Origin of the sequence: Acinetobacter yuyunsongii, from assembly GCF_041021915.1 — a bacterium.
Taxonomy (GTDB): domain Bacteria; phylum Pseudomonadota; class Gammaproteobacteria; order Pseudomonadales; family Moraxellaceae; genus Acinetobacter.
Map to the genome: position 1 here is coordinate 1,336,324 of NZ_CP157435.1, position 26,174 is coordinate 1,362,497.

Genomic DNA, 26,174 nt, shown 5'->3' on the forward strand with positions numbered 1-26,174 from the left:
ACTATCATGAGTACATGAAATATGAAAAAGTAAAGATGCTATCAAATAGTCAGTTTAAACGACTGATTGGAATACAACCCTCAACCTTTTTAGAAATGCTTGAAGTATTAGAGTCAAGCCAAGTCAATACTCAACGAGGTAGACCTTCGAGTCTTTCACTTGAAGACCAACTGTTAATGACGCTAAGTTATTGGCGTGAATATCGCACGCACTTTCATGTTGCTATGAGTTATGGAATCCACGAATCAACTGCGTCCAGAATTATTCATAAAATAGAAAATATTTTAATAAAATCTGATAAATTTCATTTACCTAAGAAACTACCGCATGGTGCAGGGATAGATTGGAATGTTGTTATTGTCGATGCAACTGAAATGACAATTGAGCGTCCAAAAAAAACAGAAAAGATTCTATAGCGGTAAGAAAAAACGACATACGATCAAAGCTCAACTCATCATTCATTATGAAACGATGCAGATTATTTCATTAGGTCTTACACATGGGAGTACACATGATTTCCAGTTGTTTAAGGCTCAACGTAAAAAGCAGAGATATCAAGCCTTTATGCTGATTGATAAAGGTTATTTAGGTTTAAATCGTTTGGGGATAAAATGCCTGATGCCATTCAAGGCAAGTAAAAAGAAGCCGTTAACTTTATTACAGAAGCAAATAAATCGGGAAATTAGTAAACGTCGTATTCGAATTGAACACGTCAATGGAAAATTAAAGACCTTTAGAATTCTGGCTACACGTTACCGAAATAGGTGTAAACGCATGGGTTTACGTCTGAATTTAATTGCTGCAATTTACAACATGGAGTTGGTTAAAAAATGATTTTTGCAAGAGGTCTAATAAAGTTTTTCTGAATTGTAAATTTTCATATTGGCGTGAATGCATTTTAGTGGTTGTTTAGATGGTGAGTATTTATATAAAGAATTGTATTTGAATGATCAAAATATAAGAAATATCGTGTATTGCACTTTACCCCATCTTGTTTTTTTAAGACAATAGTCGCAGTTTTTGAAAGATGATTTCTCATCTTCTCTCATCTTATTTGATTTAATCGGATTCTGACTTATGACAACCCCTTTAAATGAACGTCGTATTGCAAATGCAATTCGTGTCTTGGCTATGGATGCTGTGCAACAAGCAAACTCAGGGCATCCTGGTGCTCCAATGGGGATGGCAGATATCGCTGACGTAGTTTGGCGCGAATTTTTAAATCATAACCCAAGCAACCCACAGTGGGCGAACCGCGACCGTTTTGTATTGTCAAATGGTCACGGCTCAATGTTGCAATATGCATTATTGCATTTGACAGGTTATGAGTTATCTATTGAAGATTTAAAACAATTCCGTCAATTACATTCTAAAACACCAGGTCACCCAGAATATGGCTATGCACCAGGTATCGAAACAACAACTGGTCCATTAGGTCAGGGTATTGCTAACGCAGTTGGTTTCGCTTTAGCTGAAAAAACTTTAGCTGCACAATTTAACAAAGATGGTTTAAACGTTGTTGATCACTTCACTTACTGCTTCTTTGGTGATGGCTGCTTGATGGAAGGTATTTCGCACGAAGTATGTTCACTTGCAGGTACTTTAGGTCTAGGTAAGCTGATTGCGTACTATGACGATAACGGTATTTCGATTGATGGTGAAGTAGAAGGCTGGTTCAGTGATGATACTGAACAACGTTTCAAAGCCTATGGTTGGCAAGTGCTTCGCGTAGATGGTCATGATGCTGATGCGATTCGTCAAGCAACTGTTGAAGCGAAAGCTGAAAGCAATAAGCCAACGATCATTATCTCTAAAACGATTATTGGTTTAGGTTCTCCGAATAAACAAGGTAAAGAAGATTGCCACGGTGCGCCGTTGGGTAAAGACGAAATTGCTTTAACACGTGAAGCATTAGGCTGGAAAGAAGACGCATTTGTTATTCCTGAAGATGTTTATGCTGCTTGGGATGCAAAGGCAAAAGGTCAAACATCTGAAACAGCTTGGAATGAATTATTTGCTCAATACCAAGCAAAATATCCAACTGAAGCAGCTGAATTGTTACGTCGTATCAACGGTGATTTACCTACAGAATTTGCTGCACAAGCCGATGCATTCATTGCTGAAACAAATGCAAAAGCAGAAACAATTGCAACACGTAAAGCAAGCCAAAATACTTTACAGGCATTCGGTCCATTACTCCCTGAATTATTAGGTGGTTCTGCTGACTTGGCTGGCTCTAACTTAACACTTTGGAAAGGTTGCCAAGGCGTACAAGACAATCCTGCGGGTAACTACGTTTATTACGGTGTTCGTGAATTCGGTATGACTGCAATTGCGAATGGTGTAGCTTTACACGGTGGTTTTGTTCCTTACGTTGCAACATTCTTAATGTTTATGGAATATGCACGTAATGCTGTACGTATGTCGGCATTGATGAAGCAACGCGTGATTCATGTTTATACACATGATTCGATCGGCTTGGGTGAAGATGGTCCTACGCATCAACCAATCGAACAAATTGCATCGTTACGCGGTACACCAAACTTAAATACTTGGCGTCCATGCGATACAGTTGAAGCTGCAATTTCTTGGAAATCTGCGTTACAACGTAAAGATGGTCCAACCGCATTAATTTTCTCTCGTCAAAACTTGCCATTCCAAGCACGTAATGAAGCTCAAATTCAAAACGCTGCAAAAGGTGGTTATGTACTTGCAGAAGAAAAAGGTGAGTTGAAAGCAATCATTATTGCGACTGGTTCAGAAGTTTCATTGGCGATGGAAGCATATGCACAACTTGAAGGTGTGCGTGTCGTGTCTATGCCATGTGCTGAAGAGTTTATGAAGCAAGATGCTGCTTACCGTGAAGCTGTATTACCTGCACATATTCGTGCCCGTGTAGCGGTTGAAGCGGCTCATGTTGATTACTGGTGGAAGTTTGTTGGTTTAGATGGCAAAGTGATTGGTATGACCACTTACGGCGAATCTGCACCAGCCAAAGACTTGTTCCAATTCTTCGGTATCACTACTGAAGCAGTTGTTGCTGCGGTTAAAGAATTGACGGCTTAATCGAATTAAGTGGTAGAAAAAGCGCTCTGAATAGGGCGCTTTTTTGTATTCATAAGGTTGAGGTGTTATGACGGTAAAAGAATTTGAACTTCATGCTTTTGATGAAATATTAAATGATATTAAATATTGGTATTTGGAAAATCTAAATAAAAAAGAAATGCTTTGGCAGTGCGCAAAATATAATTTTTTATATTGTGCATTACGAGAATGTTCAATAAATAACAAGAGTGACCTAAACTTAGATGGTTATAGTTATCATATGCAAACTTATTTTGAAGAGGCCATTCAAGCTCGGACCAAATATGAGTGCACATCAAGTTTAATAAAGTTAAAGGGTAAAATCTTAGTATTTGATGTACATTCATCAATGTTTGACTGTTTGGGTGAAAAAGAAACAGGTGGCTTTATCGATGGTTGTGATACTCCACCACCTGAATTTTGGATTCATTTTGATGGGGAAAATTTATATTCATTTATTCCAAATGAGTTCACAAATATTGTCGATCTAGCAATAGATATCTCTATGAGTGGCTCATTGGAATGGTACACGGATGTAATTGAAATTTAGTGTAATAGGTCTCTCATCCGATATTTAATTCACTCTGAATTGAAATATTCGACGTTAATAATTTATGCACAGGACAGCTTTCAGCTACTTTGAGTAATCGTTTGTGCTGATCTTCGGTAAATTCACCTTTTAGCGTAATTTTACGCTCAATATTATTTTGACCTGATTCAGGTTCACCATTTGGATTTAAAGCCAAATCAACCTGAACATGATCAAGTTTAATTCCTTTATGGTTTGCATACATTTCCAGTGTAATGGTTGTGCACGCACCTAAAGCTGAAAGAAGCAGTTGAATTGGATTTGGTGCTGTATCTTGACCACCTTTATCTGTTGGTTCATCTGCATACCAAGTATGACCCGAAGAATCCGTAAGCGTAACACGATAAGGGGTTGGGGTATTTAGAGCTTGAACTGTATGAGTCATATTCTACCTTGTTGTATATCTTTAAGAATTTAAATCTAAATTTATCAATCGATCATGTTATTCCTCAGATCAATTGTCCACTACCTAATGGTCTTATGATAATTGTGTTTGATATGTGCTGTAACGTTTTTATTGTTGCACGGATGAAACATATCGTTTTATAAAGAATAGTGAATAAAAATACTTGATCTATAAACTATTGCTTATATCAAACAAGGATACGAAAAATGCAATTTAAAACATTAAGCCTCGGTTTAGCTGCTGCTATCGCAAGTTCTGTAACTTTAGCTGCGCCAGTAGACTATAAAATCGATCCAACACATACAGCAACAGTATTTAGCTGGAATCACTTTGGTTTCTCTACGCCGAGTGCAAACTTCACTGATATTCAAGGTACAATTAAAGTTGATAATGCAAAACCTTCAAATTCATCTGTAGAAGTGACGATCCCTTTAAGCAGCGTAAATACCAATGTTGTTGCTTTGGATAAAGAATTCCAAGAAGAAGCTTGGTTTAATGCTGCGAAATATCCAAACATTACTTTTAAAAGTACTAAAGTAGAAACCAAAGACAAGAAACACTTCAAAATTACAGGTAATTTAACCGTTAAAGGTGTGACTAAGCCGGTGGTATTGGATGCTGTGCTGAATAAACAAGGCGAGCATCCAATGGCGAAAGTACCTGCGATTGGCTTCAATGCAACAACAAGCTTTAACCGCTCTGCATTTGGTATCGGTAACTACGTGCCGAATGTTGGAGATAAGATCACTGTGAATATTACGACTGAAGCAACTGCTGCAAAGTAATATCAAACAAATCGTTAGATTGATAAAAAAAGCTCATGGAACTAATCCCTGAGCTTTTTTTAATTTTGCGTGTAAATTTGGTGTATTGATTCAATATTATGCTGTTGCGTTGAAAGCTTCGGCATAAACAACGCTACCTGTTGGGATGGTTTTGGAGAAAGCAAGCACCTGAAAATATTCAGCAGCTTCATTTTCTAAAACCAGTCTTGAATCCGCTTTAAAGCCAAATCTGCCATAATATTCAGGTTCATCAAGCAATACAAATCCTGCTGCTCCCAAATCTTTTAATGCCGCTAAACCATCATTGATTAGCTTTGAGCCAATACTTTATGCTTAATATTCAGGTTGAACTGAGACTGGCCCAAGACCATACCAGCCAGTTGATTGATCTGAGATGGAAACGGGAGAAAATGCAATGTGCCCCATCACTTGTTATATTCAGCAACCAGTGAAAGGGTTAATTGACCTGAATTACGCAGCGCATTCACAATAAACTGTTCAGTATGGCTGGAATATTGCTGATCTTTAAAAGCAATCTCAGTTAAATTAAAAATAGCCTAAGTTTCGGATGGTTGTTCATTGCGAATATGAAAGTTCATGTTTTATCTGACCCTAATGAAATGTCCGAATCTATGGGAGTTAATATAAACGATAAATCATTAATCTGATAAAGGCTACGCGTTTTAATCTTTCGCCTGTTTTTCTTCTGGCAATAAATATTCAGGCATAGATTTATTAGCTTGTCTGCGTAGCATCATTTTGATGTATAAAACAATTGCAAAACAAGCCGTCGCAATCGTCAGCATAATGCTGTTCATATAACTCATGACTGAGCTGATATAACCAATGGTCGCAAGACGGCGTTGCATACGCTCAACCTGCGTGCTGGACTCAACACCTGTAATTGCCCATGTACATAAATGTTCGCAGTTATTGATAATCAAATGATACTGGTTTTCATGCATACGTGAACGCATACGCATTACTACAGCTTTGGCCTTGTAGCGAGGGGATAGATAATTCTTGATATGGATTGTTTTGCCATGTGCAAAACGTTGCAGTGAGGTTGTTTCAATCGGACGTTTTTTAAAAATATGGGCAAAACCTGAATAGTGAATCACTCGCCCACGACCTGCATAAATACCATGATGACTATAGCCAAAGTGTTTAACAATTAGGTGCGCACCGAGAGGGAAATGTCGTTGTATTTGCTGCATACTCATACAAGACTATTGTATTTACAGATGTATTTTAATCAAAAAATATAAATCTATCGAGTGCATTTAAAGACTCATTTATACGATTATGTGTGGAGATTGTATCTATTCTTTTTATGTTGAAACACATTGTGGGACAATGCGGTTAGTCGATTTGAACAATATTAAATTATGCTAAAAAAAATGGTTTATAGCCTCATTGGTCAGTATTTGTATGTCTCATGTTTATGCGATGCAGCATCAAATAATTAAAGTAGACAATATTTCATACGATGTAATTAAAGTAGACCATTTACAGCAACTCAGACTTTTCCTAAAAGATCCAAAGACAGCTCGTTATTATCAAAAATTTGCTCATATCCAAAAAATGCTTCCAACATGTGAACAGTTAAGTTTTGCTATGAACGCAGGTATGTATCACCCTGATTTTCAACCTGTCGGTTTATATGTTGAGGAGGGTAAAGAAATTGTTGAACTTAATGAAGCGCAAGGATTTGGTAATTTTTTTATGCAACCAAATGGCGTGCTTGCATGGAATGATAAATATGCTGTAATTAAAACAACGACAGATTATAAATCCATGAGATTTAAGCCACGGTTTGCTACGCAGTCTGGACCAATGTTGGTTTATAAAGGCCAAGTAAATCGCCAATTTTTAGCAGATTCAAATTCTCTAAAAATAAGAAATGGAGTCGGTGTTAGAAATAATCAGTTGTATTTTGTGATTTCACAACAACGGGTCAATTTTTATCAGTTCGCACAATTTTTCAAGCAAAATTTAAAAATTGATAATGCGTTGTATCTCGATGGTTCAATTTCAAGTTTATATTTATCCAAAACTAAACGTCATGACAAGACTTTTAATTTAGGTCCAATCGTTGCTGAAATTGCTCAAGAGAATTGTAATTAATCAACTTCTCATCTTCTAGGCATTAGAAGATGAGAAGCGTTTATTTTTATTGAATTGGCGTTTTGATAAGAGCAAGAAGCTCTTTGCGGCTATAGCCTCGGGAAATGAGGACTTTCTTTATACCTTTAATCACATCTTCATCTGTCGCTTTGACTAAAGCATCCAGTAGTTGTTCATTTGATTTGCAAGAACAATCATTTTCAACGCAAGAGGTTTGGTTCTTGTGTTCATTATATTGCTGATCTGCATTAAACAATTTTTGCCAAAAACTCATAGAGCCTTCATATACAACCTAACATAGATCGAAATATAGTCACTTTAAAATAAAATACAAGTCAGCTTAAGTGATAAAAGCAGCAGTTGATCTTCAATTTTTTCGATGATTCTTTTTGTTTCTAACGAAATTATGACAGTTGAATGACTTGATCTTTGAAAAACATCATTTTTTCTAGTAAAAACTTTAAATAAAAATAGAGAGTTATGAGAACTCTCTATTTTTAATGGTTACTTTGCAATAATTTGTTTAAATCTTTTCGAGCAATACACCAGATTCCACATGATGAGTAAAAGGGAATTGATCGAACATAGCAAATTTTATAATACGATGTGTTTGACTGAGTGTTTTTAAATTATCGTGTAAGGTATCTGGGTTGCATGAAATATAAAGAATACGCTTAAAGCCTTGTAAGAGTTTCAATGTTTCGTCATCAATGCCTGCACGCGGTGGATCGACAAATACCGTGTCAAAGTCGTAGCTTTGAATGTCGATCTGAGCTTCCTGCAAACGTCTAAATTCACGTTCACCTTGATACGCCTGAGTAAATTCTTCGGCAGATAAACGCGCCACCTGAATATTCTTAATCTGGTTTTGCTCAATGTTCCAATGCGCTGCGTAGACTGAAGATTTAGCAAGTTCAGTTGCAAGGACACGTTTAAATTTCAAAGAGAGTGGTAGAGTAAAGTTACCATTACCACAGTACAATTCTAATAGGTCTTTCTCAGAGCTTTCAGCAGCATCACAAGCCCACTCCAACATATGTTGGCACACTTGTGCATTGGGTTGTGTAAAGCTACTTTCAATTTGTTTGTATTTAAAAGTACGGCCATGAACATTGAGTTGTTCCACCACGTAGTCGTCACCAATAATCACTTTTTGGCCACGGCTACGCCCCATAATTTTAATATTCAGCTTTTCTGCTAAAGCTTTCGCAGCGATTTCCCAATCTGCATCTAAACGGCGATGATAAATTAAAGTCACCAACATTTCTCCGCTCAATGTGGCGAGGAAATCAGCTTCAAAAATACGTTGCGATAAAATAGGAGTTTTTTTTAATTCTTCTAATAAACGTGGCATCAAGTCGTTGATGCTTTGATCTGCGATAGGAAACTCATCAACTCGTATCACTTCTTTTTGTTTACCATCTTCAGCACGTTCAAACATGGCATAGAACAAATCATTTTCGGTATGCCAGATACGAAACTCTGCGCGCATACGAAAGTGTTGTTCAGGTGATTGAAACACTTCTAAAGTTGGGGGATTGAACGGAGCGAATTGTGTGGTAATGCGTTCAACTTTCTCTTGAAGTTGCTGTTGATAAGATACGGTCATAAAAAGAAAGCTACAGCTGAAATCTAAAGCCGAATGGTATCAAAAAAGCAGTTAAAGGTGCAGGGAAATTATGATTATCCCTGATTTAAACGAATTAGTTTTATTTAAATGATCGTAGGGAAGTTTTTGCTGAAATCCATTTGCTTCAAAGCTAGAAAATAAAAACCCGAACCATGTAAACATGATTCGGGCTGGGATGAGGAACGACTGAAGTTCCGCAAGAGACTTAAATTAGTCTTCAGATAAAGTCATTAAACTCGCATTACCACCGGCAGCAGCCGTATTCACACTGATTGCACGTTCGATAACAAGACGTTCTAAAGGAATTTGTTCATTTGCTTGTAACTGGGTAATCCCGACAATCGCACCTGAACGGGCAGCAACTTTAGTTTGCAAATCTTGTAACTGTTCAACAGAACCATGATGAAGCACTGCATCAAACGCATCTTTTTCAACACTTGAAATCACAGTGATTGCATCTAAGACATCTTTTGGTAAAGACGCTTTGTGTTTTACTAAGAATGCATTGTCTTTCAACACAGCAGCAGTACTACTGACGGAGAAAATCGCTAGTAACTGTTGTAACTGGCTCGCTTCATCATCTGCGATAGAAAGCACACGATGACGAGGTAAGATAATGTATTGGTTACTTTCACCAGTAGGCCCTTGCAACTCATAGAATTTACCAACGCCAAATGCTGGGATTGTAGTAATTGCTTGTGGCATGTTTTGGTTTGCCCAAGACAATAAGCTTTGATAAGCAACATTTGATACAGCATCAAACTGAGAGATTTCAGCTTTCACCGCAAACGGTGTTGCTAAAACTTTCTCTGAACAATGTTCCATCAAACGGTACATATACAGTGGACCACCCGCTTTTGGACCCGTACCAGATAAGCCTTCACCACCAAATGGCTGAACGCCGACTACTGCACCCACGATGTTGCGGTTGATATATAAGTTACCCACCTCAGTACGCTGGATCACAGTATTGATTGTTTCATCGATACGTGTGTGTAGACCCATGGTTAAGCCATAGCCTTTAGCATTGATACGGTCGATCAATTGCTCAAGCTCACCATATTTATAAGTGATGATGTGTAAGACAGGACCAAAGACTTCACGTTCTAGATCATCTAGGTTTGGTAATTCAATCGCTGTTGGAGGAACAAATGTACCTTGTGCAAGCGCTTGTTGGCTTACCGCATCGTTAAACATCAATTGATGAACAGGATAGCCCTTAGATTTCATCTTTTGAATGTGCGTATCAATGGTCTGTTTTGCTTCAGTGTCGATTACAGGCCCAATGTCAGTTTTTAGGATTGCAGGATTACCTACGATCAACTGTTGCATCGCACCTTTCAACATTTTAATCACGGTTGCAGCGCTGTCTTCTTGCACGCATAAGATACGAAGTGCAGAACAACGTTGACCCGCACTGTCAAATGCAGAGCTTACAACATCGAGAACGACTTGTTCAGTGAGTGCAGATGAATCAACGATCATCGCATTTTGACCACCTGTTTCCGCGATTAATGGAATTGGTTGACCATTTGGAGATAAACGTTTTGCAACAGTTTTTTGCAAGATTTTTGCAACTTCTGTCGAACCCGTAAACATAATGCCTTGAATGCGATCATCTTGGCTAAGTTGAGCACCAACAGTTTCACCACGACCTGGCAGAAGTTGAACAACGCCGTGTGGCACACCAGCTTCCCAAAGCATTTGAACGGCTTGCGCTGCAATCAATGGTGTTTGTTCGGCAGGTTTGGCAATCACACAGTTACCACTGACCAATGCAGCAGCAATTTGACCAGAGAAAATCGCAAGGGGGAAGTTCCATGGGCTAATACACAAGACTGTACCTAATGGTTTTACTTGTGCATTTGCAGGCAAGTTTTCGATTTGTGTCGCGTAGTAACGCAAGAAATCAACGGCTTCACGAACTTCTGCAATGGCATTGGCATAAGTTTTACCACTTTCACGGCAAAGTAATACCATCAACTCCTGAATGCGAGCTTCCATCAAATCGGCAGCACGTTTTAAGCAAGCAGCACGTTCAACTTTATCTGTTGCAGCCCAGCTTTGTTCAGCTTGTACCGCCGCTTCTAATGCCAGTTGTACATCCGCGCTGGTTGCTTCATTGACATGACCGACAATTTCACTATTTTGTGCAGGGTTTGTAATTGCAATCGCATTACTTTGATCGTGAATTGTTGATTCAAATCCAAGTAAAGGCGCACTTTTCCAAATATGGCTACGGAGTTTTTGTGCTGTTGTATCTAATGCAGCTAAAGGCTGGTCGTTATTTAAATCAAAACCACTTGAGTTCGGACGTAATGGGTAAAGATCATGCGGAAGTGGAATCGCAGGATGCTTTAAGCCAATCTGACCTTCATCTTTCGCAGCAGTTTGAATATCTTTGACTGGAGACTGAATTAAGTCTTCAACTTTTAATGTCTTGTCTGCAATACGGTTTACGAATGAGGTATTTGCACCATTTTCAAGTAAACGACGTACCAAGTAAGCGAGTAAAGTTTCATGGTTACCCACTGGCGCATAGACGCGGCATGGCACACCAAGTTTATTGTCTGCTTTTGAACCTACAACTTGCTCATACAAAGGTTCGCCCATACCATGTAGGCATTGGAACTCATATTGACCTGGATAATATTTGCTTGGGTCTGCAAGTGTATAAATCGTTGCAAGTGATTGTGCATTGTGCGTTGCAAATTGCGGATAGACTTGATCTGGTGCAGCAAGAAGTTTCTTCGCACAAGCAATGTATGACAAATCAGTGTGAACTTTACGAGTAAACACAGGGTAATCCGTCATGCCGTCAATTTGCGCTTTCTTGATTTCGCTATCCCAATATGCACCTTTCACCAAACGGATCATAAGGCGTTTGTTACTGCGTTTTGCAAGATCAACGATGTAATCAACCACGTAGAAACAACGTTTTTGATACGCCTGAATAACGAAACCAATGCCTTTCCAATTCGCAAGTTTTGGTTCGAAACATAAACGCTCAAGCAATTCGAGGGAAATTTCTAAACGTTCAGATTCTTCAGCATCGATGTTTAAGCCGATGTCATATTGTTTTGCTAAGCATGCAAGTTCGAAAACTTTGTTGTAAAGCTCATGATGTACACGATCAATTTGCGCACGTTGGTAACGTGGGTGCAAAGCAGAGAGCTTAATCGAGATACCAGGACCTTCATAAACACCACGCCCGTTTGATGCTTTACCAATGGCATGAATCGCTTGCGTGTAATCGTTATAATAACGCTCAGCATCATGGTCTGTTAGCGCAGCTTCACCGAGCATATCGTATGAATAGCGGAAACCTTTGTGTTCAAATGGTTTTGCATGCTCAAGTGCTTCCTCGATGGTTTCACCCGTAACGAATTGCTCACCCATCATACGCATCGCGACATCAACCGCTTTACGAATGATGCCACGTCCACTGCGAGCCAGAAGACCTGTTAAAATACTTGATAAGCTGGTTTGTTTAGGTGTTTCCATTAACTTGCCAGTCAGCATTAAACCCCAAGCAGCGGCATTGACGAACATCAGGTTACTTTGACCTAAATGCTCTTTCCAATTGCCTTGGTTAATTTTGTCACGAATGAGTAAATCACGTGTTGCTGTATCTGGAATACGAAGTAATGCTTCTGCCAAACACATCAGAGCGACACCTTCCTGAGAGGAAAGGGAAAATTCTTGCAATAGACCCTGCACAATACCTGCTTTACCCGCAGAGCTTTTACGTTCCCGTAGGTTGTGGGCAAAACTGAATGCTAATTCATAAATTTTTTGATCAAGATCAGGGGAAATATCTGCTGATTCTGCAAGTTGTTTAACCGCTTCATGCTCAGCACGTCGCCAAGCTGTATTAATGCGTTGCTCAAACTCACTTTTTTCTTTAAATTCGGTGATATAACCGTCTGTGTGAGCTGTGTCCATTTGTGCAGGAGTATCCAATGTATTCATACTAAATTCCAATAACAATCTCTAGAACATATTGAGTAGAGAGGTTTAGATAATTTATGATTACAGAATAAAACCCGAGTAACTCACTATAATTTACCTATTTTTTAGAGGAAAATTCAGTTGAATGGCCCTATTTATACATTAGATCGTACTGATCTGAAAATTCTGGATATTCTTCAAACAGATGGAAGAATTTCCAACAGTAAATTGGCTGAATTAGTGAACCTTTCGCCGACTGCCGTGATGGCTCGTGTCCAAAAATTGACGAAGGATGAATTTATCTTGGGATATGAGGCAAAACTCAATCCGAATAAGTTAAATGCCAGTTTTCTTGTGTTTGTTGAGGTGCTTTTAGATAAAACCACCCCAAATGTGCTCGAGGATTTTATTGATGCGGTAACGCAATATCCTGAAATTGTTGAGTGTCATATGGTGAGTGGTGGCTTCGACTTTTTGATCAAATTGCGTAGTGCAGGGATGGAGGAGTTTCGTCGTATAGCAGGACAAATTTTATGGCAACTTCCTGGGGTGAAGGAAACGCGTAGTTATCCTGTGATGCAGGTTGTGAAAGACAGCTCTAAAATAAAAATTAAATCAAGAACTAAATTTTAATAAAAGATTAAATAAAACAAAGGGGCTCGAAAGCCCCCTTAAATTTTACTCAGAAATCTTATTTCATTTCTCTCGTATAGATTTCATCTGCTTGTTCAAAACGACCAGTCACATTTGCGTTAGGTGCTTTACCGAGTAAGCTCACCACAACAATACTGATCAGGGCAAAAATGAAACCAGGAATAATTTCATAAATACCAGTACTAGCAAATACATTTTTCCAAACAATCACTGTAACTGCACCGATCACCATACCCGCTAAAGCGCCGTTTAGCGTCATACGTTTCCAGAACAATGACATGATAATCAATGGACCGAAAGCAGCACCGAAGCCAGCCCAAGCATAAGAAACTAAGCCAAGTACTTTACTATCGGGGTTTTGAGCTAAAGCAAGCGCCAACATTGCAACAGCGAGTACCATTCCTCGACCAATCCAAACTAACTCTTTTTGAGTTGCATTTTTACGGATCAAGCCTTTGTATAAATCTTCAGTTAATGCGCTTGAACATACCAATAACTGACAACTTAAGGTACTCATGACTGCTGATAAAATTGCAGCAAGGATCACACCAACAACCCAAGGGTTGAATAAAATTTTAGTGAGTTCCATGAATACTGTTTCAGGGTTAGCTGTCACAACCGCTGCAAATTCAGGATGTTGATGGAAATACGCAATCCCGATAAAACCAGAACCAACTGCACCTGCCAAGCATAAAATCATCCATATCATACCAATACGACGAGCAGCAGGGATTGACCTAACAGAATCAGCAGCCATAAAACGAACTAGAATATGAGGTTGACCAAAATAACCCAAGCCCCAAGCAGCTGCTGAAAGAATACCAACGATACTTAAATTTGAAACAAAATCATAAGCGTGTGGGCGTGCACTCTCAACAATTGCTGTAAATTCTTCGACACCTACACCCAAAGACATGTATGTGACGATAGGTAAAAGCAATAACGCAAAAATCATCAAACCAGCTTGGAACGTATCTGTCCAACTGATTGCCAAAAAGCCACCGATACAAACATAGCCAATTGTTGCAAACGCACCAAGCCATAAAGCGGTTTGGTAAGGTAAGTGGAACAATGTTTCAAATAGACGTGCACCAGCTACCATGCCAGAAGCACAATAAATCGCGAAAAAGATGAGAATAATCAGTGCGGAAGTTACACGTAAGATCTTTTTCTGATCATCAAAACGACCAGTGAAATAATCTGGTAACGTAAGCGCATTATTCTGAACCTCAGTATGAACGCGTAAACGTCCAGCCACAAGATACCAGTTGAGCCATGCACCAATGATTAAGCCAATTGCAATCCATGATTCAGATAAGCCTGTCAAATAGATTGCCCCAGGTAAACCCATGAGTAACCAGCCACTCATATCGGATGCACCCGCAGATAAGGCGGTAACGAAACTACCTAGGCTTCGTCCTCCAAGAATATAATCATCAAGGTTTTTGGTAGAAAAATAGGCGTATAAGCCGATACCAAGCATGGCGATAATATACACCACGAACACAACAACAGTGGGATTCGAAAAATTCATAATGGATGCCTGTCCTTACATATCCATAACTGTGCAATCCCATCTGAATAGACAAAAATGATTCACTATTCTAACAAGACTGATAAGGTCACAGATTCAAGCACGAATGATTTTTAAAATACTGTTTTTTTTTGTATATTGTTTGTATTTTTTATGTAATTTAAATTAAGTGTATGAATCTTAATTTTTAAATCTAAAAAAGCTCACTTTTTTTTAATAAAAGAAAGATATTTACGGCTTAAAAATAGGCTATATGTTTCAAATTATTACCAAAACAAAAAAATGATAGAAATAACAGGCATTTTTGAACAGAAAAACAGAGTGAAATGACAACACATGTTGTTATAAAAACAATAATACAGAGAAATTACATTATAAAAAGCTCGTAATGTTAAGCAATTCTGCTAATGAAAATTTATTTGAAATCTTCCATATTATTTCTTTGCACCATTAGGGTGCATTGTCTGAGAGAAATGGAAAGTGGACACGGTTCAAGCAGCAACTATAAGAATAGAGCATGATTTACTTGGCGCAAAAGAAGTGCCAGTGGATTGCTATTACGGAATTCATACTTTACGCGCAATTGAAAATTTCAAAATCTCTTCGCAAAAAGTTGGACAAAATGGCTATTTTATCCGTGCGCTGGCACAGGTAAAAAAAGCGTCAGCTCAAGCGAACCTAAGTTTTGGAAAACTCACGGAAACACAAAGCCTTGCTATCCAGCATGGATGTGATGCTTTAATCAATGAAACTGAAAAATGGCAGGACTCATTCCCGATTGATATCTATCAGGGTGGAGCGGGCACTTCGATTAATATGAACACGAATGAGGTGATTGCCAATATTGCCCTTGAGTTATTGGGATATCAAAAGGGTCAGTATGATGTGATCCATCCAAATGACCATGTCAATAAATCGCAGTCAACCAATGATGTGTATCCAACAGCAATTCGTCTATCTACCTATTGTTCACTGGATGCCTTGTTTACACAAATGGATAAGTTGATCACTTCATTTGAGGAAAAGGCCATTGAGTTTCGCTATATTTTAAAAATGGGGCGTACCCAACTCCAAGATGCAGTGCCGATGACACTTGGGCAAGAATTTCATGCATTTGCAACTTTATTAAAAGAAGATGTTCGTCTGATTAAACGTACATGCGAGTTGTTGCTTGAAGTCAATTTAGGCGCAACTGCAATTGGTACTGGTGTAAACACACCTAAAGGCTATGCTGTAAAAGTAGTTTCGTGTTTGAAACAAATTACAGGTTTAAATTTAGTTGGTGCTGAAGACTATGTTGAAGCAACCAGTGATTGTGGCGTCTTTATTATTTTATCGAGTGCCTTAAAACGTCTTGCATGTAAACTTTCGAAGATTAGCAATGATTTACGTTTGCTAAGTTCAGGACCTCGTACTGGTTTGGGTGAAATCCAATTACCTGAATTACAAGCTGGCTCATCAATTATGCCTGCAAAAGTAAATCCAGTTATTCCAGAAGTTGTAAATCAGATTGCATTTAAGGTGATTGGTAACGATCTTACGATTACATTTGCAGCAGAAGCAGGACAGTTACAGTTAAATGTCATGGAGCCTGTGATTGCAATTTCCCTCAATGAATCAATTGAGCTATTAACCCATGCGATTCAAAGTTTAGATGAAAAATGTGTACGTGGAATCAAAGCACATGAACAAGCATGCCATGATACGGTCATGCGTAGTGTAGGGATTATTACTTTGCTCGATCCATTATTAGGTCATGCTTTGTGCGATGAAATTGGTAAGCAATGTATTGCAGAGAATAAAACTATTCAGGAAGTTGTGCTAGAGCGAGGTTTGCTCACACAGGCTCAACTTGATGAAATTTTCTCTTTTGAGAATTTGGTTTCAGAAGTAGATGGTATTCAGGTTGATTATGTTGCTTAATTAATTAAGCATAAATAAAAAGCCCAGTTCTTGACTGGGCTTTTTAATGTTTGAATTTATTTAAAATTACAAACCTGATTCATATTCACTATGTGAAAGTAGCTTTTCAACATCAGCCATATTGTCTGGTTTGATTTTATAAATCCAACCTTTACCATAAGGCTCTTCATTAACAAAATCTGGATCATCTTCAAGTGCTGTATTGACTTCAACGACAGTACCTGAAACAGGTGCATGGATGTCAGATGCAGTTTTAACAGATTCAACAACACCTGCTTGTTCTGTTGCAGTCACATGACTACCGACTTCTGGTGTTTCCACATAGACTAAATCGCCCAACTCATCCTGTGCATGGTCACTGATTCCAGTAACAACTAAATCACCTTCGATTCTTACCCATTCGTGTGTTCGTGCATATTTTAAATCTGCTGGATGATTCATGACAACTCCTTAAACAATCTGTCGTATCATTTTATTTGGCTTTATACAGGTTTTTTAGTTAAAACAAAAGTGTTTATAAATGAAGCACTTTGCAATATTACAAATAAGGGTCTTTACGCCAGTTACTCGGACTGCGTCCACTCCAGCGCTTAAATGCACGGCTAAAATTTGCTACATCAGAATACCCTAATTCATCAGCAATTTGTTCTAAACTATAATCTGTTCTAGATAGTAAAGATGTTGCATGACGATAGCGTACTTCATCTACCAAGGTAGAGAAGGATGTACCTTCAGCTGCTAGCTGACGTTTGAGAGTGCGATCTGACACATGCAGAAGCTCAGCAACACTCTCGATGCTTAAATAATGCTGTTCTGAATTGGTTAAAATATCACGTACACGCATTGCAAGTCGACGACGTTCGCCTAAAGCAGAAAGTTCAGTTTCACACTGATTAATTGCAATTTGGCTGGCAATTGGATCTGCATTGACCATTTTTAAACCGAGATATTTTTTATCAAAACTCGAAATTAAATGCGGCTGATTAAAACGTACTGTACTGGTTAATTTATCACGATATTTATCAAAGCCCGCAGGCTCAGGGAAATCTAAATCAACTTCACTCTTTAAGTCTTCAATTCCTGTCAAGGCTTTGGCCATGGTCATAATACCAATCGTTAAACCTAAGATAATTTCAGTACGTAATGGTTCAACTTCAATATCACATTGTAGTTGTAAGGTTGCTTTAGATCCAAAAGTAGAAAAGTAAAGTTGTAAAAAAGGTAAGCGTAATTGAATGAAACGGCTTGCAAGTGCAATTGCATCGGTAATGTCATGCGCAGTCATAATGGCATAACCAATAAAACCGTGAATAGAAATACGCATTTGCGTACCTAGGTGAAATCCTAATGTACTTTCACCTGTTAAACGCAAGGAATGTTTAACTAATTCATTCGCAATAGGCGTAGGAATTCGATAATTTGGGTCAGCTAATTGCTCACTGGTTAAATGAAAAGGAGCAAATAAGGTTTCATCGCTATATCCCCAGCGTGAAACAACATCTAATAGCAATAAGCCATAGACGCCTGGTATACCTTGATCTTGACGAGTTGAAGTTGTTTGCATGTGCTTTCCGTGGCGCTCATCAATTTTGCCAATATCTTTTAAACATTTAAGTCTGAAACATCTTTACACGAAATAAAATAATCAATCATAAAAATTGTTGGACAAAAGAGTCATCCAATCTCCAAAATTAAGCTGCTTTTCTAAAGACCATTATTTTGGTTGTTGATATTAATAGCACATCGCCATGTTGGTTCAAAGCTTGCGTAACGTAACTGACGATACCGCGATCGGTTTTGGTTTTAGACGGCACGATTGCAGTAATTTCAATTTCTACATGAATCTTATCACCAACACGGGTAGGGCGAGGCCAACGAAGACTAGATTCTGAACCCAGTAAACCACCTGCGATGGGAAAACATTCGGTCCACAAACGCATTGTGATTGCTGAGGTATGCCAGCCGCTGGCAGCTAAACCTTGAAAAATAGGATGTTGCTCAGCTGCTTGCTCATCTAAATGAAATGGTTGGGGGTCATACTGGCTTGCAAATTGTTTCACTTCTTCAAGCGTGATTTCATAGTCACGACTAATGAAGCGATCTCCAATATTTAAGTCTTCTAAATACAACATTATTCTGTGTCCTGAGCCACTGCTCGCTCCTCAACTAAAAAACCACCTGTTTGGCGTTTCCATAATTGTGCATACAAGCCATCATTTGCAATAAGCTGCTCATGTGTACCTTGTTCAGCAATTTTGCCTTGATCAAGTACAATGAGACGATCCATTTGAGCAATAGTAGATAAACGGTGTGCAATTGCAATGACTGTTTTGCCAACCATTAAGTCATTTAAACTGCTTTGAATCGCGGCTTCAACTTCTGAGTCAAGCGCACTTGTTGCTTCGTCTAAAATAAGAATAGGTGCGTCTTTCAAAAAAACTCTAGAAATAGCAATACGTTGACGTTGGCCGCCAGAAAGTTTTACGCCACGCTCGCCGACATAAGCATCAAATCCAACACGTCCTTTCTGATCAGTCAATTGTGGAATAAATTCTTCTGCTTTAGCTTTTTTGATAGCAAGCTGAATCTCTGCTTCAGTCGCATTAGGGCGACCATATTTGATATTTTCAGCTACCGTACGATGTAATAGAGAAGTATCTTGAGTGACCAGTGCAATATTTGCACGTAAACTATCTTGTGTAACATCATGGATGTTTTGTCCATCAATCAAGATACGACCCTGATTAATATCATAAAAATGCAAAAGTAGCTGAATAAGGGTAGATTTACCCGCGCCAGAACGACCAACAATACCTATTTTCTCACCAGGCTTAATCGTAAGATTAAAATGATCAATTACATTTTTTTGATTATAAGCAAAACTAACATCTTCAAAACGAATTTCACCCTGTTGAACTTTTAGTTCAGTTGCATCTTTTTTATCTTGAATCTGAATAGGCTTACCTAGAGTTTTCATACCATCTTGAATGGTACCAACATTTTCAAACAGCATGGTGATGTGCCACATGATGAATTCCGCTAGGCTATCGAGTTTTAAAACCATCGCCGTGGTTGCTGCAATTACCCCAATAGCAGCTTGACCTTGTGTCCATAACCAAACAGAACTACCAATCACGCCAATAAAGAGAAAAGCACTGAGTAAACGAATGCTGATTTGGTATTTCACAGCTAAGCGCATCTGTTTATAAACAGTGACCATAAATTCTTGCATGGACTCTTTTGCATACTGACTTTCACGACCAGCATGTGCAAACAATTTCACAGTTTGAATATTGGTATAAGCATCGGTAACGCGTCCAGTCATAATAGCGCGCGCATCTGCCTGTTGTTGTGAAACTTTACCAAGACGAGGAATGAAATAACTGGCAATCGCGATAAATAAGATCAGCCATAAAAGCAAGGGGATGATTAAAACAGGTGAAATAGAGCCTAATACAAAGCTAATCGTAATAAAGTAGATCAGCACATAAACTAGCATATCGCCTAGAATTATCCAGAATTCACGAACGGCCAATGCGGTTTGCATCACTTTAGCTGAAAGCCGACCTGCAAAATCGGTATGGAAGAAATCCAGAGTTTGTTGCAACAGCAGGTTGTGAAAAAGCCAACGCATACGCATTGGAAAATTACTGAACAAAACCTGATGCTTGATAACAGACTGTAGGCTGACAAAGAAAATATTGGCAAACAGAATGCTAATCAGAATGGTGAGATTTTGTTGGTTGGTCTCTAAAAAGGTATTGGGTTGGCTTTTAGTGAGCCAATCAACTAGTTTACCAATATAAGAAAAGAATAATGCCTCAAAGCACGCTGCAGCAGCTGTACAAGCAATAAGTAAAAAGAGGAATGGTCTGACCCCTTTCGTTGATTGCCAAACAAAAGCAAAAAAAGTAGTCGGTAATGTTTTGTTTAAATCTTTCGTTGGGTAAGGATCAACTAATTTTTCAAACCAACTCAGCATTACACTTATCCTCTGATGAAACTCTAATTCAGCTAGTTCAGTAGCATATCAGAAAATTAGCTTTAGAGATGAAAAGAGCGAATGTCGCGTAGTTCAAAAAAGGATAATTAAACTCGCAATTTAATTTCCAAAATAGTTTATCTCAAATAATATTTGTTATTAATTTTTTCTTAACAAATAATATGGTAAATAAAATTGCTATGAAACTGTCGCACCTCATGTTTGAATTCGCCGATCATTAGCAATCCAAATGGTTGATATTAACGAATGGTGTAAATGGTATCGAAGTTAACATCTACTGAACAAATAAGTAAATTACAAATTAAATTATTGTTTAGTAAATTTGAAATTTGATTACTTAGATTCATTTCAAATGCCGTTAATTCTCTCATGATTATTTGGCATGCGTTATTAAATTCATGAATATTCCAGTCTTTATTAAATAAAATTTTATAGCGTTTAAATTGTTTAATTCATACATCAAGGTGTGATGAAGTGAGAATCCTTTATCATCAACTATATTTGAACTTTGGAAGAGAATTGGTTCGAGTTGATTCGCTTTGATGAGCATTAATGAATCAATTATTTTGTTTCTAAGCTCATTATTTAAGCTATTAAAGAAACCAAAAGAAAATGTTGCAATGACCGCAGCATCCATCCAAAGTGTAGATTTATGACTCATTTTTTCTAAATGAAGTTCTATAAATTCAGATTGATTTCCGATATTCTCAGTTTGGGAGAAAAATGAGTAATCTTTTTCATTTTTGAATTTTATTGCTGAGTGAGGCATCTTCTAACTCATTATTACATTAATTAACAATATTGATACATAATGATTTTTTTAAATTAAAATTCAATAGGTTTTATTAATATTTATTTCTTTTGATTGGTTATTGATCCGAAAATGCCTATTTGATCAATCTTTTTATTTGGAGAGTTATAATAAGTTAATTATATTAAATTAATATGAAAGGTATTTAATAATATTTAAAACTTAGGGGTATTATCTCATTTTTTATAGAAACTGCGAATGAGATCTAAGTTTTGTATTCAAATAACTATTAGTAGGATAGAAAATTTCTGTCTTTTCCCCACAAGTGTTTAGGAGATAAAACTGATATAAGTGAGAGACATTTTAGATGTATGTTGAACGAGTCGGTTTGATACAAAAGATGGGAAACCTAAGCGAGTAGTTAACAGGCTACGGATTGGTAATGGAGAGGAGTGTACCCACTTAAAGTTCTATTTGTTTCATAGAGGAAGAGCAAGACACTACGCTAGGCAATTATTTAAAAATTCATTTGAGATACAGCTTTTACAGTGAAAAATCAATGCATGAAATGTGATACAAGGCGTATACTCAAATTAACCATTACAATCACATAGGATTAGAAATGCTTCTTAAATTTGCGATTCGCTTTATGGCTGTCCTCCTTTCAGTACTTATCTTGGCTGCTATCGTTATTCAGTTCTTCTTCTCAAGCAAATTAACCACAGATTTGTGGATTATTGTCGTTCCTGTGATCTTAGGTATTCCAATTCTTACCTCAGTCGTCATTGCTAAAGACGATGAGTTAAGCATTCAGTGATACATACATGAATAATTAAAGTAATTATTTAAAAAGCCCATGCCAATGGGCTTTTTTCTTTGTACACGACAAAAAAGATAACTCATTGAAATAATGGCATAATACTTGTTTTCTGACGACGAATATGATGACACATTTCAATGAGTTACATCTCATCTTAAACAAATATCTAAAGTGGAACAAGTCACATGTAAAATGTTTTACACTGATTATGCTTGCGTTAATTGTAAAACAGACATGTAATCTTTCTTCTGCATCTAAAGCCTTACCCATCACGTGCTTACCACAATCATTTTATCGACGTATACAACGCTTCTTTGCAGATCAGTATTTCGATTATCGTCAAATTTCTCAGTTAATTTTCAATATATTTTCATTCGATAAAGTCCAATTAACTTTGGATAGAACCAACTGGAAATGGGGAAAACGAGATATCAATCTCTTGATGTTAGCCATCGTCTATCGTGGAATAGCGATACTTGTTGTTTCTCCTATGTTTAATGCTTCTGCTATTCGTGATTATGCATTACGCTGGGAAATCGAAACCTTATTTAGTTGTCTCAAAGGACGTGGATTCAATCTTGAAAATACTCGTTTAACAGACCCTAGACGAGTCAAGAAATTGATAGCAGTACTAGCTATCGGTTTCTGTTGGTGCTATTTAACAGGTGAATGGCAACATGATCGAAAAAAAGCGATAAAAATAAAGAAGCATGGACGACTTTCAGTAAGTTTATTTCGATACGGTTTGGACTATGTTCAAATGGCTATTCTACGTTTGATTGGTTTTGGAAAAAAAGAAGAATTTAAGAAAGTGCTCGCAATTTTAAGGAAGAAAAAGCCTGATAGGACAAGGGCCCTATGAAATTTGTCGTGTACAGAGAGATAAAAAGAAACCGAGGGATCACCTCGGTTTCTTTTATATGGTTATTGACGTTTATTTTTCAACAAATGCACGTTCAATAACATAATCACCCATTACACCCATACGAGGGGATTCAACTAAACCATGTTGGTCAAGTAAAGCAGCCACGTCTTTTAGGAAAGCAGGGCTACCACAAAGCATTGCACGGTCAGTTTCACGATTGAAACGTGGCAAACCAATTTTTTCAAATAATTGACCAGATTCAATTGCGGTTGTAACGCGACCTTGGGTGTGGAAAGGTTCACGAGTCACTGTTGGATAGTAGATTAATTTATCTTTGATACCCAATTCTTCAAAGAACTCATGGTTTGGTAGTTCATTTAAGATTAAATCTTGGTATGCAAGCTCTGATACATAACGCGTACCGTGAACCATGATCACTTTTTCAAATTTTTCATATGTTTCAGGATCACGTAATAAAGCCAAGAATGGTGCTAGTCCTGTACCTGAAGATAACAGATATAGGTTTTTACCTGGCAATAAATCATCATGTACAAGAGTACCTGTAGGTTTTTTAGAAATAAGGATTTCGTCGCCCACTTGTACTTTTTGTAAGATAGAAGTGAGTGGACCATCTTGTACTTTAATTGAGAAGAATTCGAGTTCTTCTTCATAATTCGCACTCGCAATCGAATACGCACGCATTAAAGGCTTACCATTCACTTCAAGTCCGATCATCACAAACTGACCATTTTTAAAACGTAAGCTTGTATCGCGCGTGGTTTTAAAACTGAAAAGCGTGTCATTCCAGTGGTGAACATGAGTAATGCGTTCAACGTTAAAAGCAGCCATTAAAGGTCTCGATCACAGTTAAAAGAAACAGATTGCTATTCTAATCTAAAATCATTCTCTATAAACTGAATATATTTAATTGTGTTTATAAGAAAAAGTGATGAGCAATTCTGTGATCATGCCGATCATCGGTTATATGCATTCTCCTTATCAGGAGAAATTTGGTATTCCAAGACAGCCAAATTTGGTGCAGGTGGAGTCCTATATAGAGTTGTCAGAACCTTATAATGATCTTTCGGCATTTGAGGGAATTGAAGACTTCAGTCATTTATGGTTACTGTGGCAATTCCATGATAATAAAAATACTGATAACTCCTTGAATCAAATGTCTAAATTCCGTCCACAAGTACGTCCACCTAGATTAGGTGGTAATCAAAAAATTGGAGTATTTGCAACGAGGAGTATGTATCGTCCATCTCCTATAGGTCTGTCGGTCGTTCGCTTTTTACGTGTTGAAAAATGTGCTAAGAGTGTTCGAATGTATGTGATAGGAAGTGATTTACTCAATAAAACTCCAATTTTGGATATTAAACCTTATATCCATTATTCAGATGCTGTGATGGATTCGGTCAGTGGCTATGCGCAAGATGAGCCGATTCGAAAGCGTGTTCTATGGAGCGAATTAGCACAATCGATTAAGCACAAGTTCATTCAAGAGAATGACACTCAGCCGAGAATCTTTGATGAGTTAGAACAAGTTTTATCTTTAGATCCACGGCCTGCTTATCATGATGATGCGAGTCGAATTTATAAAATGAAGTTTTCCACGTTCGATGTGAGTTTTAATGTTGATGATGACAAGATCAACATATTAAAGCTTGATACTATCAATTAGTATCCATATTAGTTCTGCTGCATCCAGAGCATGATAATTAACACAGTCATATGTATGATTTGGGCTGGAATAAAAACAAGAGCAAATTTATATCCTCCTGTTAGCGCAGCGTTGATACTTTTCGCTAAAGCATGGGCAGCAAGTCCGATCATTAATGCAATCATAAGTGTTGTTGCCTGAACGGTATCAGGCTCTGCTTGGACAACGATTGCAGCAATTGCCGCATGTATTTCAAAAAGAGATGCGATTAATGTACCTAAAATCAGACCTGAACTACCAAGCCAAAGGTTGAGAGCATATATTGCGGCTTGAATTCCTGATAAGGCAAAAGTAATAATGACAGCATTTTTGAAGCTGAACATGCGGCTGCTATCATTGGTTGCGATTGTTTCACCATCGCCAATAGATGTCCGCATCAAATATAAAGCCCAAATAGATAGAACGATGGTAGAAATGATAGTTGGCAAAAATATGATTTTGAACCAAGCCAAGCTAATGCTTGCAACAATAATGAGCATTTGAATAAGCGTAGATACGCAGGACATCAAGGCAGCACCAGCATTTACATGAGGGTTCGCACCGTTGTTACGAACTTCCATACCCAGATTTGCGATAGTTGCTGTGCTTGAGACAAAACCAGATGCCAAAGCAGAAAAGACGATTGCATTTTTTGATGATAGAAGTCTTTTGGCAAAATGTGCTAATGCTTGTACAAATAGTATGAGGCTTAATAATTTCAAAATTGTATAGGGATTTAATACAGGTCCCCAAAAAGCTTGGTTAGGTACTAAGGGCAGTGCAATCAGTATTAAAGCCAGTAGTAGCACGCCATCCCTTAATTCACTTTCATTAATCCATTGGTTAGCGAGCCCGTGAAGTGATTGTTTCGCAAAAAGTAGAATGGTCAGCGTCACTGCAAGCCCAGCAGCTAAATTGATATTCCATATGCAAACAGCACCAATGAAATAGGTCATTATGAGTGCAAGTTCAGTCGTCACACCAGGATCATCGGGTTGATTTTTAAGTGATGCAATACTTATAGCACCAATTAAAATTGCCCCCGTAATTCCTATTTCTAAATTAAATAAAAAGCACAGTGTTCCTAAAAGAGAGCTAATTGCAAAGGTTCTAAAACCAGCAAAAGTTTTGGTCTTATGTTTAGCTTTGCTTTGTTCTCGTTCTAAACCGATCAATAATCCACAACCGAGCGATACAGCAAAGATCATGATTAACTGACTTAAAGCCGTATTTTGTATTGATAAATCAAGTAAATTAGTCATGTCATATCCTTTCGTTTAGAGGATCATCATTATTGTTTAGGCAAAATTGAGTTGAATTTATATACTTTAAAATTGCATAAATGCATCG

24 protein-coding genes and 1 pseudogene are annotated in these 26,174 nt (G+C 37.7%); 11 read left to right on the plus strand and 14 right to left on the minus strand.

From position 1 onward, the window contains the following. The first annotated feature begins 35 nt into the window (after positions 1-35). The 4 genes from ABLB98_RS06380 to ABLB98_RS06395 all read left to right on the plus strand — a co-directional run bounded on the left by ABLB98_RS06380 (position 36) and on the right by ABLB98_RS06395 (position 3,634). Entirely contained in the window at positions 36-416 is a 381-nt protein-coding gene (locus tag ABLB98_RS06380) for a transposase family protein (RefSeq protein WP_348883248.1), read from the plus strand. Next, positions 382-834, plus strand: coding sequence for a transposase (locus ABLB98_RS06385; protein ID WP_348883249.1), 453 nt, complete (start codon positions 382-384; stop codon positions 832-834). Before ABLB98_RS06380 ends, ABLB98_RS06385 begins: the two co-directional genes overlap by 35 nt. Positions 835-1,077: 243 nt before the next feature. Then, positions 1,078-3,066 carry a transketolase gene (tkt, locus tag ABLB98_RS06390; protein ID WP_348883250.1) on the plus strand — a complete coding sequence of 663 codons (1,989 nt, stop codon included), beginning with the start codon at positions 1,078-1,080 and terminating at the stop codon, positions 3,064-3,066. Between the two features lie 67 nt (positions 3,067-3,133). Further along, positions 3,134-3,634 carry a hypothetical protein gene (locus ABLB98_RS06395; protein WP_348883251.1) on the plus strand — a complete coding sequence of 167 codons (501 nt, stop codon included), beginning with the start codon at positions 3,134-3,136 and terminating at the stop codon, positions 3,632-3,634. Positions 3,635-3,647: 13 nt separating this feature from the next. On the opposite strand, the gene ABLB98_RS06400 is transcribed toward ABLB98_RS06395, so the two are convergent. Further along, the gene (locus ABLB98_RS06400) at positions 3,648-4,058 is read right to left on the minus strand and encodes an OsmC family protein (RefSeq protein WP_005159721.1); all 411 of its coding nucleotides are present in this window, start codon (positions 4,056-4,058) and stop codon (positions 3,648-3,650) included. A gap of 227 nt (positions 4,059-4,285) precedes the next feature. Here ABLB98_RS06400 and ABLB98_RS06405 point away from each other — a divergent pair, with 227 nt between their 5' ends. Next, positions 4,286-4,864, plus strand: a complete 579-nt coding sequence (locus ABLB98_RS06405; protein WP_005159723.1) for a YceI family protein — start codon at positions 4,286-4,288, stop codon at positions 4,862-4,864. A gap of 96 nt (positions 4,865-4,960) precedes the next feature. Here ABLB98_RS06405 and ABLB98_RS06410 read toward each other — a convergent pair. Together ABLB98_RS06410 and ABLB98_RS06415 are read right to left on the minus strand one after the other, a co-directional pair. Next, positions 4,961-5,418, minus strand: a pseudogene (locus ABLB98_RS06410) (GNAT family N-acetyltransferase). Between the two features lie 129 nt (positions 5,419-5,547). Continuing rightward, positions 5,548-6,081 (minus strand): lecithin retinol acyltransferase family protein, encoded by a 534-nt coding sequence (locus ABLB98_RS06415; protein ID WP_348883261.1) that lies wholly within the window; start codon positions 6,079-6,081, stop codon positions 5,548-5,550. Between the two features lie 214 nt (positions 6,082-6,295). Here ABLB98_RS06415 and ABLB98_RS06420 point away from each other — a divergent pair, with 214 nt between their 5' ends. After that, complete coding sequence (locus ABLB98_RS06420) at positions 6,296-6,991, plus strand: phosphodiester glycosidase family protein (RefSeq protein WP_348883252.1); 696 nt, start codon at positions 6,296-6,298, stop codon at positions 6,989-6,991. Between the two features lie 46 nt (positions 6,992-7,037). On the opposite strand, the gene ABLB98_RS06425 is transcribed toward ABLB98_RS06420, so the two are convergent. From ABLB98_RS06425 to putA, 3 genes are all read right to left on the minus strand, one after another. Next, positions 7,038-7,265 (minus strand): hypothetical protein, encoded by a 228-nt coding sequence (locus tag ABLB98_RS06425; protein WP_004661846.1) that lies wholly within the window; start codon positions 7,263-7,265, stop codon positions 7,038-7,040. A 249-nt stretch (positions 7,266-7,514) separates the two neighbouring features. Next, positions 7,515-8,600, minus strand: coding sequence for a tRNA (uridine(54)-C5)-methyltransferase TrmA (trmA, locus tag ABLB98_RS06430; protein WP_348883254.1), 1,086 nt, complete (start codon positions 8,598-8,600; stop codon positions 7,515-7,517). Positions 8,601-8,831: 231 nt separating this feature from the next. Beyond that, positions 8,832-12,593: a trifunctional transcriptional regulator/proline dehydrogenase/L-glutamate gamma-semialdehyde dehydrogenase gene (gene putA / locus ABLB98_RS06435; RefSeq protein ID WP_348883255.1), complete on the minus strand. Its 3,762-nt coding sequence runs from the start codon at positions 12,591-12,593 to the stop codon at positions 8,832-8,834. Between the two features lie 120 nt (positions 12,594-12,713). On the opposite strand from putA, the gene ABLB98_RS06440 reads away from it, so the two are divergent. Then, positions 12,714-13,205, plus strand: a complete 492-nt coding sequence (locus ABLB98_RS06440) for an Lrp/AsnC ligand binding domain-containing protein (RefSeq protein ID WP_004662457.1) — start codon at positions 12,714-12,716, stop codon at positions 13,203-13,205. A gap of 58 nt (positions 13,206-13,263) precedes the next feature. Here ABLB98_RS06440 and putP read toward each other — a convergent pair whose 3' ends face one another. Beyond that, entirely contained in the window at positions 13,264-14,760 is a 1,497-nt protein-coding gene (gene putP / locus ABLB98_RS06445; protein ID WP_348883256.1) for a sodium/proline symporter PutP, read from the minus strand. A 480-nt stretch (positions 14,761-15,240) separates the two neighbouring features. Here putP and aspA point away from each other — a divergent pair, with 480 nt between their 5' ends. Beyond that, the gene (gene aspA / locus ABLB98_RS06450) at positions 15,241-16,683 is read left to right on the plus strand and encodes an aspartate ammonia-lyase (RefSeq protein ID WP_348883257.1); all 1,443 of its coding nucleotides are present in this window, start codon (positions 15,241-15,243) and stop codon (positions 16,681-16,683) included. A 66-nt stretch (positions 16,684-16,749) separates the two neighbouring features. Here the strand turns inward: aspA and gcvH are convergent, their stop codons facing one another. From gcvH to ABLB98_RS06475, 5 genes are all read right to left on the minus strand, one after another. Beyond that, positions 16,750-17,124, minus strand: coding sequence for a glycine cleavage system protein GcvH (gene gcvH, locus ABLB98_RS06455; RefSeq protein WP_348883258.1), 375 nt, complete (start codon positions 17,122-17,124; stop codon positions 16,750-16,752). 97 nt (positions 17,125-17,221) lie between these two features. Further along, positions 17,222-18,247 (minus strand): AraC family transcriptional regulator, encoded by a 1,026-nt coding sequence (locus ABLB98_RS06460; protein WP_249571351.1) that lies wholly within the window; start codon positions 18,245-18,247, stop codon positions 17,222-17,224. Positions 18,248-18,374: 127 nt separating this feature from the next. Next, positions 18,375-18,815 carry a MaoC family dehydratase gene (locus tag ABLB98_RS06465; protein ID WP_004662447.1) on the minus strand — a complete coding sequence of 147 codons (441 nt, stop codon included), beginning with the start codon at positions 18,813-18,815 and terminating at the stop codon, positions 18,375-18,377. Then, positions 18,815-20,665 carry an ABC transporter ATP-binding protein gene (locus ABLB98_RS06470; protein WP_348883259.1) on the minus strand — a complete coding sequence of 617 codons (1,851 nt, stop codon included), beginning with the start codon at positions 20,663-20,665 and terminating at the stop codon, positions 18,815-18,817. The genes ABLB98_RS06465 and ABLB98_RS06470 overlap by 1 nt, the downstream gene beginning before the upstream one ends. Before the next feature lie 394 nt (positions 20,666-21,059). Further along, positions 21,060-21,455, minus strand: a complete 396-nt coding sequence (locus tag ABLB98_RS06475) for a hypothetical protein (protein ID WP_348883260.1) — start codon at positions 21,453-21,455, stop codon at positions 21,060-21,062. Between the two features lie 604 nt (positions 21,456-22,059). Here ABLB98_RS06475 and ABLB98_RS06480 point away from each other — a divergent pair. Both ABLB98_RS06480 and ABLB98_RS06485 read left to right on the plus strand, forming a co-directional pair. Then, on the plus strand, positions 22,060-22,254 hold the full coding sequence (locus ABLB98_RS06480) for a hypothetical protein (protein WP_004662441.1): 195 nt from the start codon (positions 22,060-22,062) through the stop codon (positions 22,252-22,254). Between the two features lie 127 nt (positions 22,255-22,381). Beyond that, positions 22,382-23,119: a transposase gene (locus tag ABLB98_RS06485; protein WP_369028931.1), complete on the plus strand. Its 738-nt coding sequence runs from the start codon at positions 22,382-22,384 to the stop codon at positions 23,117-23,119. A 72-nt stretch (positions 23,120-23,191) separates the two neighbouring features. Here the strand turns inward: ABLB98_RS06485 and ABLB98_RS06490 are convergent, their stop codons facing one another. After that, positions 23,192-23,971 carry a ferredoxin--NADP reductase gene (locus ABLB98_RS06490; protein WP_005159755.1) on the minus strand — a complete coding sequence of 260 codons (780 nt, stop codon included), beginning with the start codon at positions 23,969-23,971 and terminating at the stop codon, positions 23,192-23,194. 100 nt (positions 23,972-24,071) lie between these two features. Here ABLB98_RS06490 and tsaA point away from each other — a divergent pair, with 100 nt between their 5' ends. Next, on the plus strand, positions 24,072-24,806 hold the full coding sequence (gene tsaA / locus ABLB98_RS06495; protein WP_348883674.1) for a tRNA (N6-threonylcarbamoyladenosine(37)-N6)-methyltransferase TrmO: 735 nt from the start codon (positions 24,072-24,074) through the stop codon (positions 24,804-24,806). An 8-nt stretch (positions 24,807-24,814) separates the two neighbouring features. Here tsaA and ABLB98_RS06500 read toward each other — a convergent pair whose 3' ends face one another. Continuing rightward, positions 24,815-26,086: an MgtC/SapB family protein gene (locus ABLB98_RS06500; protein ID WP_348883675.1), complete on the minus strand. Its 1,272-nt coding sequence runs from the start codon at positions 26,084-26,086 to the stop codon at positions 24,815-24,817. Positions 26,087-26,174 lie beyond the last annotated feature (88 nt).

Coding starts and splice junctions, on each gene's coding strand:
- ABLB98_RS06380 (WP_348883248.1), top strand. CDS start 36: ATGCTATCAAATAGTCAGTTTAAACGACTGATTGGAATACAACCCTCA.
- tkt (WP_348883250.1), top strand. CDS start 1,078: ATGACAACCCCTTTAAATGAACGTCGTATTGCAAATGCAATTCGTGTC.
- ABLB98_RS06395 (WP_348883251.1), top strand. CDS start 3,134: ATGACGGTAAAAGAATTTGAACTTCATGCTTTTGATGAAATATTAAAT.
- ABLB98_RS06400 (WP_005159721.1), bottom strand. CDS start 4,058: ATGACTCATACAGTTCAAGCTCTAAATACCCCAACCCCTTATCGTGTT.
- ABLB98_RS06405 (WP_005159723.1), top strand. CDS start 4,286: ATGCAATTTAAAACATTAAGCCTCGGTTTAGCTGCTGCTATCGCAAGT.
- ABLB98_RS06415 (WP_348883261.1), bottom strand. CDS start 6,081: ATGCAGCAAATACAACGACATTTCCCTCTCGGTGCGCACCTAATTGTT.
- ABLB98_RS06420 (WP_348883252.1), top strand. CDS start 6,296: ATGTCTCATGTTTATGCGATGCAGCATCAAATAATTAAAGTAGACAAT.
- ABLB98_RS06425 (WP_004661846.1), bottom strand. CDS start 7,265: ATGAGTTTTTGGCAAAAATTGTTTAATGCAGATCAGCAATATAATGAA.
- trmA (WP_348883254.1), bottom strand. CDS start 8,600: ATGACCGTATCTTATCAACAGCAACTTCAAGAGAAAGTTGAACGCATT.
- putA (WP_348883255.1), bottom strand. CDS start 12,593: ATGAATACATTGGATACTCCTGCACAAATGGACACAGCTCACACAGAC.
- putP (WP_348883256.1), bottom strand. CDS start 14,760: ATGAATTTTTCGAATCCCACTGTTGTTGTGTTCGTGGTGTATATTATC.
- gcvH (WP_348883258.1), bottom strand. CDS start 17,124: ATGAATCATCCAGCAGATTTAAAATATGCACGAACACACGAATGGGTA.
- ABLB98_RS06460 (WP_249571351.1), bottom strand. CDS start 18,247: ATGCAAACAACTTCAACTCGTCAAGATCAAGGTATACCAGGCGTCTAT.
- ABLB98_RS06465 (WP_004662447.1), bottom strand. CDS start 18,815: ATGTTGTATTTAGAAGACTTAAATATTGGAGATCGCTTCATTAGTCGT.
- ABLB98_RS06470 (WP_348883259.1), bottom strand. CDS start 20,665: ATGCTGAGTTGGTTTGAAAAATTAGTTGATCCTTACCCAACGAAAGAT.
- ABLB98_RS06475 (WP_348883260.1), bottom strand. CDS start 21,455: ATGCCTCACTCAGCAATAAAATTCAAAAATGAAAAAGATTACTCATTT.
- ABLB98_RS06480 (WP_004662441.1), top strand. CDS start 22,060: ATGCTTCTTAAATTTGCGATTCGCTTTATGGCTGTCCTCCTTTCAGTA.
- ABLB98_RS06485 (WP_369028931.1), top strand. CDS start 22,382: ATGACACATTTCAATGAGTTACATCTCATCTTAAACAAATATCTAAAG.
- ABLB98_RS06490 (WP_005159755.1), bottom strand. CDS start 23,971: ATGGCTGCTTTTAACGTTGAACGCATTACTCATGTTCACCACTGGAAT.
- tsaA (WP_348883674.1), top strand. CDS start 24,072: ATGAGCAATTCTGTGATCATGCCGATCATCGGTTATATGCATTCTCCT.
- ABLB98_RS06500 (WP_348883675.1), bottom strand. CDS start 26,086: ATGACTAATTTACTTGATTTATCAATACAAAATACGGCTTTAAGTCAG.